Below are 12,706 nucleotides of genomic sequence, written 5' to 3' on the forward strand. Positions count from 1 at the left end.
AGCGCGGTGGACCCGGTGGGGATCACCTCGATCGGCTCGTCCGGCCGCTCACCGAGGCGCATCACCGCGCCCTTGCCGAACTTCCGCTCGATCTGTGCGAGCGCGGTGTCCAGCGCCTTCTCGTGATCGGTTCCTGCCATGAGCTTCACCTGGTCCGATTGACGGGCACGCGGCACGTCGGAGACGTGAGCGTCTACTGCCGACCACGGACGTGTCGGAGATCCTGGGAAGCGAACATCCGATCGATTTTCGTGTCCTTCGAAAGGTACCAAACCGAGGGAAGCGGGACGGGCGGCGCGCGCCGGACCGTTCGGGGCGCCGGCCGTGCCGGTGGGCGGCAGCGGACCGCCCGGGAATGCGACGGAGGCCGTACCGGACGTGTCCGGTACGGCCTCCGGCCTTGAGTGGAACGCTCAGGCGGTCTCGCCCGTGCCGGAGCCCGAACCGGACCCCGCCGCTTCCTTGATGCCCTGGGTGATGTCGTCCAGGACGGAGAGCTTCGGAGCCTTGGCGTTGATGTCGAAGCCCGAACGGACCACCACCAGCATGCTCTTGACGTTGGGTGACGGGAACGCGAGCGACTCGACGTATCCGTCGTCGCCGTTCTTCGTCACCACCTTCCAGCGCACCAGGTAGCCCTTCTGCCCGGCGACCGTGACGGCCTCGGACTTGAGCTCCTCGTGCGACGTGATGCCGCCGTAGATCTCCTCGCCGTACGACTCCTCGGCGTTGGCCTTGATGTCGGCCTCCGCCGCGGCCTTCGCCGTGGTCGCCTCGACCTTCAGGGCCTGGGCCGGGGCGGAGAACACCCCGCCGCGTACACACGTCTGGGCCTCGTCGCCGGGACAGGCGTACTCGCCGGTCGTCACTCCGGCGCCGATGGGCCCCGACTGGCCGGTCCAGCCGTCCGGTACGGGGATGCTGATGCCGCTGGCCGCGTCGGTGGCGTAACCGTCCTCGGTCTGCGGCAGCTGCTGGTCGGGGCTCTGGCCGCCGTCCTCGCCGCCGCTCCCGCCGCCGTCCTGGCCACCGCCATCCTGGCCGCCGTTCGGGGCGCCCGGGAGGCGCGGGCTCTGTGACGGGGCGGGGGCCGTGGCGGAGGTGCCGCCGCCGTCCGAGCTGTCGCCCAGCAGATACGCACCGCCGCCGACGGCCGCGAGTACGACGATGCCGGCGGCGATGCCCGCGCCGATGCGTATGCGGCGCTTCCGGACCGTCGCGGGAGGTATCCGGAGCTGGTCGGTCCAGCGGCTCCCGTCCCACCAGCGTTCGTGAAGGGGGCCGATTCCTGAGTGCCCGGGGTCTGGATGCCAGCCGGGCGGGGTCGTCTGGGTCACGGGAGAACCCTAGGCGCCCTGGCTGAGAATCCTATGAAACGCACAGCCCGGGTTGAAACGCACAGCCTACGGTTCGATCAGTCCGGCCCGGATCGCGTACCGGGTGAGTTCCAGCCGGTCGCGGAGCCCCAGCTTCTGCAGCAGGTTGGCCCGGTGCCGTTCGACGGTCTTGACGCTGATCACCAGCATCCCCGCGATCTCCTTCGACGAGTGGCCCTCGGCGACCAGCTTGAGGATCTCCTCCTCGCGCTCGGTGATCGCCCGCTCGGGGACGTCGCCGCCGTCCCTGACCCGGTCCAGGTAGTTGCGGATGAGCGCGGTGACCGCGCCCGGGTAGAGGAACGGCTCGTCGCGCATGGCCGCGCGGCACGCCTCGACGAGGTCCCGGTCGGCGACGGACTTCAGCACGAAGCCGGAGGCCCCGGCCTTCAGCGCCTCGAAGAAGTACTGCTCGTTGTCGTACATGGTGAGCATCAGGATGCGCAGTTCCGGCATCACCCGGGACAGCTCACGCGCGGCCTGAAGGCCCGTCAGGCGTGGCATCGCGATGTCGAGTACGGCCAGGTCGGGCCGCTCCGCGCGTGCCATCTCGATGGCCTCGGCACCGTCACCCGCCTCGGCGACGACCTGGAGGTCGGGCTCACCGTCGAGGATCAGCCGTACGCCGCGCCGGACGAGGGCGTGGTCGTCGGCGAGCAGGATGCGGGTCTTTCCGGACCCGGCGGGGGAGGGGGACATGATCAGGCGCTTCCGTTCCGTACGGGCACATCGAGGCGTACGTCCGTGCCGCCCTCGGCACCGGTACCGAGAGTGAGTGTGGCACCGATGAGCAGGGCGCGTTCGCGCATGCCGCGCAGGCCCGCGCCCTCCGGGGCGTCCCCGAGGCCGCGGCCGTCGTCGCGGATGCGCAGCTCCACCCCGCCGGGGCTGCGGCGCAGGGAGAGTTCGAGCAGGGTGGCCCCGGCATGCCGGACGGTGTTCGTGACCGCCTCCTGGGCGATGCGGTAGACGACGAGCTCCGCCTCCTCGCCGAGCGGCGGCAGATCCTTCTCCGTCTGCCGCCTGATCGTCAGCCCCTTCGGCGTCGGTGTCTCGGTGGTCAGCGCCGTCAGGGCGCTGACCAGCCCCAGTTCCTCCAGCACCCCGGGGCGCAGCCGCCTGGCGATCCGGCGGATCTCGTCGAGGCTGCCCCGGGTGATCTCCTGGACATGGGTGAGCTCCTCGCGCAGAGGTTCCGGGGCGTGGCCGGTGACCCTCTTCAGCTCCAGCAGAACCGCCGTCAGGGTCTGGCCCACCTCGTCGTGCAGCTCCTGCGCGACCCGGCGGCGCTCCGCCTCCTGCGCCCCGAGCGCCCGTGCGCTGCTCGTGGCGCGCTCGGCCTCCAGCCGGTCGAGCATGCTGTTGAACGTCTCGATCAGGGCCGCGACTTCACCCTCGCCGGCCACCTCGGGGCGCGGCCGCGGGCTCAGCAGGTCGATGGTCGTCATCGCCCTGGTGACCCGTTGCAGAGGGGCGAGCCCCAGGCGCAGGAGCAGCGCGTTCGCGCCCAGCATCAGGGCCATTCCGCCGGCCAGGATGAGGGCCTCGGTCAGCACGACCGGGGCGGACACGGTGATCGGGCCGAGGAGCAGCAGCGCCCCGGCGGCGACCAGGACCGCGGCGTTGAGCAGGAAGATGCGCCAGAACAGGGACACGGCCGGCCGGGCCTCCTTCGTACGCTCGGGGAGTGACTCCACTATGGCCGGTCGGCGGCCGAACCCTCGCACAGGGCCGTCGTCCGCGCCGCGCCTGCATGGTGTCCCTCCCCGAAGATGGGTGCCAGCCCTGATGGACCGGGCTGCGCCTTCGTAAGACGATCGGAGTCCGGTGCACCGGCCAGACCGGGGACACGGCGAGGACATGCCGAGGACCCGGAATCGTCGAGGGAGGGAGACATCATGACTCACCAGGACGACCGGCTCCGCGGCACCAGCACCGTGCCCGCCCAGGGCAACGGGACCGTGCCGGCCCAGGACCCCGGGGCGGAGATCCCCCGTGACCAGGGGACGGGTGGCCGGCGCCCGGCACCCCGGCGTCGTCCCACCGCGGCCTGGGTGTGGCTGGTGGTGGGGGTGGGGGGACTGATGACCGGCATCGTCGTCGGCCACGGGCTGCTCATCGCCGCCGGGCTCGTCGCCGCCGGAGTGGGAGGCCAGCTCTTCGACCCGGACCAGCGGCGCAGGCGCCGCCCCGGTCACCGGACGGCGCTCTGAGCCGCCCTCCCCGACATCCGCGTGACGCCTGAACCTGCCCCGGGAGCAGCTCGACCGTTTTCTGGTCCGACCACACGGTGTGTGTGACATAGTCGAACCATGTATATCGGCCGGAACGGGGAGTAGCGGATGCCTGTCGAGTGGCAGCCCGTGCGGCAGTCCCGAACCCATGAACTCGTCCTGCAGAGCATCGAGGAGCAGGTCTTCGCCGGGAAACTCCGGGCCGGCGACCGGCTGCCGCCCGAGCGGGAGCTGGCACCGGTCTTCGGAGTGAGCCGTTCCGCTCTGCGGGAGGCCCTCAGGGTGCTGGAGACCATCGGTGTCCTGGTCGCCCAGCCCGGCCGGGGCCCGGACTCCGGGGCCCGCATCGTGCGTAACCCGGACGACGCGCTCGGCCGGCTGCTGCGCCTGCACTTCGCGCTGGGCAGCTACAGCCTGCACGACGTGATGGAGGCCCGGGTCGCCCTGGAGCGTTCCAGCTTCGCCGCCGCCGCGAAGTACGCCGTCGACCGGGACCTGGACGAGGCGAGCGCGGTGGTGCACCGGATGTCGCAGCCGGGCATCCTGCCGGAGGAGTTCAACGAACTCGACACCCAGTTCCATGTGATGGTGGCGACCAGTTCGGGCAACGCGCTGACCTCGACCCTGACGTCGGCGGTGCGGGAGTCCGTACGGCCTCTCATCCTCCGGGCGCTGGAAGAGGTCGACGACTGGTCGGCGACCCGGCAGCATCTCAACGCGCAGCACAGCGAGTTGCTGCGGCTGGTGCGCACCGGTCACGGTGAGGAGGCGGCCGATCTGGCCGAGCTCCACATCCGCGGCTTCCACGGGACGCTGGTCGACGACGAGCGGACCGCCGAAGACGCCGACGAGCGGACCGCCGGTGGCGACGAGGAGCGGAACGAGGCCGGTGACGCGGCCCGCGACGAGGACGGGTCCGGCGGGCGGCGGTAGACGAGCAACGGCATGGGGCCGGTGGGGCGCCCGGGAAACCGGGCGCCCCACCGGCCCCATGCGCGTCGGCCCGCCGGTGTGCGGGCCGTGCGGCTACGGCAGCATCCAGGAGAGCACCGGCGTGGACTGGAGGTAGACCAGCACGCAGAGGATCGCCAGCATGCCCACGCTGTAGCCGGCCACCTTGCGCAGCAGGATGCGCTCCGAACCGGGCATCCCCACGGCCGTGGCGGCGATGGTCAGGTTCTGCGGGCTCACCAGCTTGGCGACCACACCGCCGGAGGTGTTCGCGGCGACCAGCAGCGTCGGATCGATCCCCGCCGCCTGGCCGGCCGTCTGCTGGAGGTTGGCGAACAGCGCGTTGGCCGAGGTGTCGGAGCCGGTCACCGCGGTGCCCAGCCAGCCGAGGATCGGGGAGAGCAGGGCGAAGAGCCCGCCCGCCGTGGCCAGCCAGGTGCCGATGGCCACGGTCTGACCCGACTGGTTCATCACGTAGCTGAGGGCCAGCACCGTGGCGACCGTCATGATGGCGCCCCGCATGTTGCGCAGCGTGCGGCCCGCCGCGGACACGGCCGTCGACGCGGTCAGCGGGTAGGCGTCGCCGTCCTTGGCGTACCGGTAGATCAGCGTCACCAGGATGCCGGAGATGATCAGGAGCGTGCCCGGGTTGCCCAGGACCTCCAGCTTGTAGATCGCGCTGGACGAGGGGTCGCCGCCGGGGGTGAGCAGCTCGCCGTACAGTCCGGGCCACTCGACGCTGATGTTCAGGTGGCCGAGGAGCTTCGGTACGTCGACGGCTCCGACATTCAGCTTGGCGAGGGCGAAGACGGCGATGACCAGGACGTACGGGAGGACGGCGTAGATGACCCGGCGGCGCGTCAGCGGTTCGTTCTCGACCTGCGAGCGCTGGTCGTCGGGGGTGGACGGCTTCCAGAAGCGCAGCATCAGCACGGCGGCGCCGAAGCCGGCGAGTGAGGCGACCACATCGGTGAGCTCGTACGCGAAGTGGCTGGAGCACCAGTACTGGGCCACGGCGAAGACGGCTCCGGTGACCAGCGCGATCGGCCACAGCTGACGGATCCCGCGGGTGCCGTCGACGACGAACAGCAGCAGCAGGGGCACGAAGAGCGCGAGCAGCGGGGACTGGCGGCCGATGATCGCGGCGATGTCCTCGGCGGGGATGCCGGTCAGGTTGCCCGCCGTGGTGACCGGGATGGCCATGGCGCCGAACGCGACCGGCGCGGTGTTGGCGAGCAGGACCGTCACGGCGGCCTTGACCGGCGGCAGGCCGAGCGCCATCAGCATCACGGCGGTGATGGCGACGGGCGCGCCGAAGCCGGCGAGCGCCTCGAGGAGGCCGCCGAAACAGAACGCGATGAGCATCGCCTGGACGCGCAGGTCGCCCCGGCCGACGGCGCTGAACGAACGGCGCAGATCCTCGAACCTGCCGCTGACGACCGTGAGTTCGTAGAACCAGATGGCCGCCACGACGATCAGCATCACCGGGAACAGACCGAAGAGCAGGCCCTGGGACGCCGAGAGCAGGCCGAGCTCCACCGGCATCCGGAACCCGATCACCGCGACGAGAAGGGCCGTGAGCACCGAGCCCAGTGCGGACACCAGCGCCGAGCGCTTCGCCACCATCAGCAGCAGGAAGAACACCGCCAGGGGGATCAGGCTGACCAGCGCGGTCGCCAGGAGGCTGTCCGCGATGGCGTGCACATCCGGCGTGTACGAAGCAAGCACGGTGGCGGGTGGTGCGGTAGCCACGAAATTACTCCTCGTTGAGTGGTACGGGGCAGGGCGAACCGGGACGTAAGCCGTGGGCCGCCCTATCTTGGCCTCGTGCGGGCGCAGGTGCGGATGCGGATGCGAGTGCGAGAAGCAGGAACGGGCAGCTGGTTCGAGCGATCAGTAGGACACTGCATATGTCGTATGTCAATAAGGTCGGACCAAGTCCCTGTGCAGGTCACTCCGTGGAGGAACCCGGTGTGAGTGGGTCGGAAAGCGCTTACGCCCTTGCGTTCACTTGCGTTCACGCGCCCCTATGGAGGGGTGCGTGACAGATGCGCGCCCGATGCTCGACCTCTATCCAAAATGGACAGAGGGTAGTATGGTCTGACCACAAATTGCGATCGGGGAGGCCCCATGCGTATCGGACTCTTCGCCACCTGTCTGGGAGACACACTCTTCCCGGAGGCGGTGAAATCCACCGCGGTGCTGCTCGCCCGCCTTGGCCACGAGGTGGTCTTCCCGCCGGACCAGACCTGCTGCGGCCAGATGCACGTCAACACCGGCTACCAGCGCGAACCCGTCCCGCTGGTCCGCAACTTCGCCACGCAGTTCGGGGACGCCTCGATCGACGCCGTCGTCATGCCGTCCGGCTCGTGCGCCGGCTCGGTCCGCCACCAGCACGAGATCGTCGCCGAGCGCTACGGCGACGCCGCGCTGCGCGCCGGAGTCGCCACGGTCAAGGCCAAGACGTACGAGCTCTCCGAGCTCCTCGTCGACGTCCTCGGTGTCACCCAGGTCGGCGCGTACTTCCCGCACCGGGTCACCTACCACCCCACCTGCCACTCACTGCGCATGCTCCGGGTCGGCGACAAGCCGCTGAAGCTGCTGCGCGCCGTCGAGGACATCGACCTGGTCGAGCTCCCCGAGGCCGACTCCTGCTGCGGATTCGGCGGCACCTTCGCCGTCAAGAACGCCGAGACCTCCACCGCGATGCTCCAGGACAAGATGCGCAACATCGCCGACACGAAGGCCGATGTGTGCTCCGCGGGGGACTCCTCCTGCCTGATGCACATCGGCGGCGGGCTCTCCCGCATCAAGTCCGGTACGCGCACCCTGCATCTCGCCCAGATCCTCGGATCCACCCGCACCGCGCCGTACGCCCTGATGGAGGCCGCCCGATGAGCACGTTCCTCGGCATGCCCGCCGCCCCGCCCCGCTCCCCGTACGGGACCGGGAACCTGCGCGGCGACCGGAAGTTCCCCGCGGCGGCCCACGACGAACTGGGCAACGACCAGCTGCGCCGCAACCTCGGCCGGGCCACCCGCACCATCCGAGCCAAGCGCATCGACGTCACCGGTGAACTCCCGGACTGGGAAGAGCTGCGCGACGCCGGGTCCGCCATCAAGACCGACACCATGAACCGCCTCCCCGAGCTGCTGGAGCAGCTGGAGGCGAGGGTCACCGAGCGCGGCGGCACGGTGCACTGGGCGCGCGACGGCGTCGAGGCCAACGAGATCGTCACCCGGCTGGTCAGGGAGACCGGCAGCAGCGACGTCATCAAGGTCAAGTCGATGGCCACGCAGGAGATCGGCCTCAACGAACACCTGGAGGCCGAGGGCATCACGCCCTACGAGACCGACCTCGCCGAACTCATCGTGCAGCTCGCCCACGACAAGCCCTCGCACATCCTCGTCCCCGCGATCCACCGCAACCGCGACGAGATCCGGGAGATCTTCCTCAAGGAGATCCCCGGTGTCGACCCCGCCCTCGACAACGTGCCCGCGCATCTGGCCGCCGCCGCCCGCGCCTATCTGCGCGAGAAGTTCATGACGACCAAGGTGGCCGTCTCCGGCGCCAACTTCGGCATCGCCGAGACCGGCACGCTCTCCGTGGTCGAGTCCGAGGGCAACGGCCGGATGTGCCTGACCCTGCCCGACACCCTGATCACCGTCATGGGCATCGAGAAGGTCCTGCCGCGCTACCAGGACCTGGAGGTCTTCTTCCAGCTGCTGCCACGTTCCTCCACCGGCGAGCGGATGAACCCGTACACCTCGCTGTGGACCGGCGTGACCCCGGGCGACGGGCCGCAGGACTTCCACCTCGTCCTCCTCGACAACGGCCGCACCGCCGCGCTCGCCGACACGGTGGGCCGCGAGGCCCTCAACTGCATCCGCTGCTCGGCCTGCCTCAACGTCTGCCCGGTGTACGAACGGGCCGGCGGGCACGCGTACGGATCGACGTACCCCGGCCCGATCGGAGCGGTCCTCACGCCGCAGCTCGCCGGGATGCACGCCGCCAAGGACGACCCCAACAGCTCGCTCCCGTACGCCTCCAGCCTCTGCGGTGCCTGCTTCGACGCCTGCCCGGTCAAGATCGACATCCCGTCGCTGCTGGTCGAACTGCGCCACCAGAACACCGAACAGTCCGGTACCACGGCGGAGAAGCTGGCGATGAAGGCGGCCGCCGGCGTGATGAAGTCGCCCAGGATCTACACCGCCGCCCAGAAGGCCGCCTCCTTCAGCCGCTCCGTCGGCGTCGGCGGACGCGACCGCACCATCTCGCACCTGCCCGCACCCTTCGACGGCTGGAGCGACAGCCGCGACACCGCCGCCCCGCCCAAGCAGTCCTTCCGCTCCTGGCTGGCCTCCGCCGAGGGCGCGGAGACGATGCGGGCAGCAGCCGAGGAGGGCGCCGCCCACCCGGCCGGGAGCCCCGACGAGGGCGCGGCACCCACCACCGAGGGCCCCGACGAGGGCGCCGGGCGCACCGACGAGAGCCCCGAGGGGGACCAGTGACCACTCCCACCGCACGCGACACGGTGCTCGGCCGGATCAGGGACGCCCTGGCACTCGCCCCCACCCCCGCCGCCGAGGTGCCCCGGTCCTACCGCACCGGCCGCACCCTCCCGGACGGCGAACGACTGGCGCTGCTGACCGACCGGCTCGTCGACTACAAGGCGGAGGTCCACCCCTGCACCGGTGACCGTACGGCCGAAGTGATCGCCGGAATCCTGCGCGAGCACGACGCCCGGCGGATCGGCGTGCCGGACGGGCTCGACGAGGAGTGGCTCAGTGCCTTCGACGGTGAGGTCCAGCGGGACTCGGCGGACATTCCCGCCCCGAGCCTCGACGCCTTGGACGGGGTGGTCACGGCCTCCGCCGTCAGCTGCGCCGAGACCGGCACGATCTTCCTGGACGGATCGTCGGGCCAGGGCAGGCGCGCCCTCTCCCTCGTCCCCGACCTCCATGTCTGCGTCGTCGACCTGTCCTCGGTCGTGGCAGGCGTCCCCGAGGCGATCGCCCGGCTGGTGCCGGAGAGGCCGACGACCCTGATCAGCGGGCCGTCGGCCACATCCGACATCGAACTGGAGCGGGTGGAAGGCGTCCACGGCCCCCGTAACCTCGCGGTGGTGATCCGCACCGACGCCTGAGGATCCGGGAGCGGCGGGGACGCGGCCACGCGCCAGGGGCGTACGCGCCGTACGTCAGCGCGTGTGGACGACCTCCAGCGGTGCGAAGCCGATGCGGGTCGTCGACCCGTCGTCGGCCCAGCGCACCGTGACCGTCTCCCCGTTCACCTCCACCCCGCTCACCGCGTCCCCGAGCGGACCGGCATCCGTCCCGGCGGTCAGCGAGGCCAGCGCCACCAGTACCTCGGTGCCCTCCACCTCGGCGCCCAGCCGTGGGAGCACCGCCCAGCGGGTGAACGCCGTGCCCTGCGGCGCCCGTACGTCCTCCTGTTCCGGCCAGCCGTGCAGTCCCAGCAAGGCCGAACGCACCGCGCCGCCCGGGTCCGTGGCCCAGCCCGTCAGCTCGGCCCGCGCTCCGGCGGGCGCGCCCAGGATCCGGTGGACCCGCAGCTCGTACCGGCCCCGGGCGACCGTGACGCTCTCCACCCGCAGCCCGGGCACCATCGGCGCGCCCTCGGGGAAGGCCGGACGGTGCCAGGACGCGGCCCAGCCCCAGCCCTCACCGTGCCCCGCGCCCATCGGACGGATGCGGGCGCGGCTGCTGCGGGAGCCCCCGACCCGTATCGACAGATGGTTGTCCGCGGTGTTCGCGGACGCCGTGGGACCGGTGGCCGTCGAGTACGCGAGGCGCGCGTAGAGCGGGTCGGACAGTTCCGCCGAATCGCCCTCGTGCGGCCTGAGATGGTCACTGCCGTGATTGTGCAGCCGTACGATGCCGTCCGCCCGCGTCGACTGCACCAGCAGTCCCGGCGACGGCAGCGACAGCACCCGGTCGGGGCCCTCGCTCGGCGCGGTCTCCTCCTCGGCTGTCCACAGCGGGTGCTCCGGAGGGGCGAGCAGGGCCACGAACGCCTTCGACGCCCAGTACGGCGATGCCGGACCGGAGTACACCTGGAGCGTCGCGTCGTGCGGTCCGTGCCAGCCCAGGCTCAGCAGGCCGTCGTCACCGGCCGAACCGCGCTCCAGGAAGTAGCGCAGCGAGCCGCTGATCAGCCGCCGTGAGACACCCGGAGCCAGCGGGGTGTGCCCGGACACGGCGCCCATCCCGACGGCCGCGCCCGCCGCGAACCGGTAGGTGAGGGAGCGCCCGAAGTGCAGCGGGGCACCGTCCGCGCCGAACATCAGCGAGAAGCTCTTCAGATGCTCGCTCAGCCGTGCCCCGTAGTGCGCGGACAGCTCCGTGTCGCCCGACAGATACGCGTCCAGCACGGGATACAGGTGCAGCGCCCAGCCGTTGTAGTGGTCGAAGGCGCGTGCGTCGCCGTCGGCGTACCAGCCCTCGCCGCCGTACCAGACCTCCAGCAGGTCGAGCGCCCGCTGCCGGGCCCGGGCGGTCTCCGCGTCACCCCGGCCCACCGACTCCAGGAAGCCGGCGACGGAGAAGGGGAAGAGGTACCAGTTGTTGGGGGCGGGCGTGTGCCGCAGGGCGCCGCGCAGCCACTCCTCCGCCCGGTCCTGGGTGGCGGCGTCCAGCCGGTCCCACAGCCAGGGGCGGGTCAGCCGCAGTCCGATCGCGACCGAGGCCGACTCCACCATCGGCTGGCCGAAGACGGTGTGGTCCAGGATCAGCGGCCAGGACTCGGTGTCGTCCCGCCCGGGTGTGCGGGTCCCGGCGGTGAGCCCGTCGGCGTACCGCTCCAGCCAGTTGTGCGGGTCCTTGCCCTCCGCGCCGGCGACCCGGAACGCGGCGGTCAGGAACGTACGGGCGTAGCCCTCCAGGCCGTCGGAGCGGACCCCGGAGCGGGAGGGGCGGCCCGGCAGGTCGAGCAGGGCCCGGCCGGGGGTGGCCCACTTCCAGGCGGCGTCCAGCAGTCCGTCCGCCGCCGCTTCCCAGTGAGCCCGGGTGTAGCCGGTGTGCGGGCTCCGTGCGCGGTCCTCGGCGGGGAGCGGGAAGGGAGAAGTCGTCATGCGAGGAAGGCCAGCCTTTCGCGTCGTACGGGATGGGTGAAGCCGTCACCCGCGGCCCAGCGGGCGACCTCGCCGACCGCCAGATCGGCCAGCCGGCGCAGCTCGTTGCCCTGGGAGCCCGCGAGATGGGGGGTGATGGTCGCGTTGTCGCAGTCCCACAGCGGATGGCCGGCGGGCAGCGGGTCGGGGTCGGTGACGTCGAGCACCGCGCGGATGCGTTCGGCGCGCAGGACGTCGGTGAGGGCGTCCTGGTCGACGACCGCACCCCGGGAGGTGTTGATCAGGACGGCGTCGGGCCGCATCGAGGCGAGCAGTCCGCGGCTGACCAGTCCGGTGGTCGCGGGCAGCAGCGGGGTGTGGACGCTGACCACGTCGCTCTCCACGAAGAGCCCGGCCAGGGTGACGGGGCGGACGCCGAGTCCGGCGGCCTCCTCGTCGGAGACGTACGGGTCGTGGAGCAGCACCTCCAGGTCGTACGGGCGCAGCAGCTCGATCACCCGACGGCCGATCAGGGAGGCGGACAGAATGCCCACCGTGCGGCGGTAGTTGCCCACCTCGGGCGGTGTGGCGAGCCAGGCGTCGCGCACCCGGCGGGCCCGGAAGTCGCGGGCCCGCTCCAGGACCCGCTTGCCGGACAGCAGGATCATCGCGACGGTGTACTCGGCGACCGGCAGCGCGTTGGCCGCCGCGGCCGAGGACACCTCGATGCCCCTGTCCCAGCAGGCGTCGGTGACATGGCCGCGCACCGTGCCCGCCGTGTGGACGACGGCCCGCAGCGCGGGTGCGGTGGCCAGGACACCCGCGTGGATCGGCGGGCAGCCCCAGCCGGTGATCAGGACCTCCGTGTCCGCGAGTACGGCCCGCGCCTCATCGGTCGTGAAGTCGTCGATCGCGGGCAGCGGCGCGAGGTCGCACACCGCGGCCAGCGCGGCCAGGGAGTCGGGGGAGAGCACCGCGGCCGCGGCGTCCGCTCCCATGGCGAGCGCGGCGCGCGGCCGGCGGTGGGCGGGGGGTGTGCTGGGCATGGTTCTCCTGTGCGGTGGTCCGGGCTG

Annotated in this window: 11 protein-coding genes and 1 pseudogene; 5 read left to right on the forward strand and 7 right to left on the reverse strand. The window is 71.6% G+C overall.

All coding sequences use genetic code 11. From position 1 onward, the window contains the following. From JKV81_RS23200 to JKV81_RS23215, 4 genes and pseudogenes are all read right to left on the reverse strand, one after another. Positions 1-140, reverse strand: a pseudogene (locus JKV81_RS23200) (recombinase RecA); the annotation flags it as partial. Positions 141-413: 273 nt separating this feature from the next. Beyond that, positions 414-1,337: a DUF2510 domain-containing protein gene (locus JKV81_RS23205; protein ID WP_202077588.1), complete on the reverse strand. Its 924-nt coding sequence runs from the start codon at positions 1,335-1,337 to the stop codon at positions 414-416. Between the two features lie 66 nt (positions 1,338-1,403). Further along, positions 1,404-2,075 carry a response regulator gene (locus tag JKV81_RS23210; RefSeq protein WP_129266646.1) on the reverse strand — a complete coding sequence of 224 codons (672 nt, stop codon included), beginning with the start codon at positions 2,073-2,075 and terminating at the stop codon, positions 1,404-1,406. A gap of 2 nt (positions 2,076-2,077) precedes the next feature. Beyond that, positions 2,078-3,031, reverse strand: coding sequence for a HAMP domain-containing sensor histidine kinase (locus JKV81_RS23215; RefSeq protein WP_099175490.1), 954 nt, complete (start codon positions 3,029-3,031; stop codon positions 2,078-2,080). A 243-nt stretch (positions 3,032-3,274) separates the two neighbouring features. On the opposite strand from JKV81_RS23215, the gene JKV81_RS23220 reads away from it, so the two are divergent. Further along, positions 3,275-3,589, forward strand: coding sequence for a hypothetical protein (locus tag JKV81_RS23220; protein WP_202077600.1), 315 nt, complete (start codon positions 3,275-3,277; stop codon positions 3,587-3,589). A gap of 129 nt (positions 3,590-3,718) precedes the next feature. Then, positions 3,719-4,543, forward strand: a complete 825-nt coding sequence (locus JKV81_RS23225) for a FadR/GntR family transcriptional regulator (RefSeq protein WP_236057493.1) — start codon at positions 3,719-3,721, stop codon at positions 4,541-4,543. Between the two features lie 93 nt (positions 4,544-4,636). On the opposite strand, the gene JKV81_RS23230 is transcribed toward JKV81_RS23225, so the two are convergent. Then, positions 4,637-6,313, reverse strand: coding sequence for an L-lactate permease (locus JKV81_RS23230; protein WP_202077589.1), 1,677 nt, complete (start codon positions 6,311-6,313; stop codon positions 4,637-4,639). 378 nt (positions 6,314-6,691) lie between these two features. Between JKV81_RS23230 and JKV81_RS23235 the strand changes: the two genes are divergently transcribed. The 3 genes from JKV81_RS23235 to JKV81_RS23245 are packed head-to-tail and all read left to right on the forward strand — an operon-like array spanning position 6,692 to position 9,707. Further along, complete coding sequence (locus JKV81_RS23235) at positions 6,692-7,459, forward strand: (Fe-S)-binding protein (protein WP_129266642.1); 768 nt, start codon at positions 6,692-6,694, stop codon at positions 7,457-7,459. Further along, positions 7,456-9,072, forward strand: coding sequence for a lactate utilization protein B (locus tag JKV81_RS23240; protein ID WP_129266641.1), 1,617 nt, complete (start codon positions 7,456-7,458; stop codon positions 9,070-9,072). The genes JKV81_RS23235 and JKV81_RS23240 overlap by 4 nt, the downstream gene beginning before the upstream one ends. Then, complete coding sequence (locus tag JKV81_RS23245) at positions 9,069-9,707, forward strand: LutC/YkgG family protein (protein WP_129266640.1); 639 nt, start codon at positions 9,069-9,071, stop codon at positions 9,705-9,707. Before JKV81_RS23240 ends, JKV81_RS23245 begins: the two co-directional genes overlap by 4 nt. Before the next feature lie 54 nt (positions 9,708-9,761). On the opposite strand, the gene JKV81_RS23250 is transcribed toward JKV81_RS23245, so the two are convergent. Both JKV81_RS23250 and JKV81_RS23255 read right to left on the reverse strand, forming a co-directional pair. Next, positions 9,762-11,654, reverse strand: coding sequence for a DUF2264 domain-containing protein (locus JKV81_RS23250; RefSeq protein WP_202077590.1), 1,893 nt, complete (start codon positions 11,652-11,654; stop codon positions 9,762-9,764). Next, positions 11,651-12,679, reverse strand: coding sequence for a hydroxyacid dehydrogenase (locus JKV81_RS23255; protein ID WP_202077591.1), 1,029 nt, complete (start codon positions 12,677-12,679; stop codon positions 11,651-11,653). Before JKV81_RS23255 ends, JKV81_RS23250 begins: the two co-directional genes overlap by 4 nt. Between the last annotated feature and the right edge of the window lie 27 nt (positions 12,680-12,706).

Origin of the sequence: Streptomyces silvae (assembly GCF_016745505.1) — a bacterium.
Taxonomy (GTDB): Bacteria; Actinomycetota; Actinomycetes; order Streptomycetales; family Streptomycetaceae; genus Streptomyces; species Streptomyces silvae.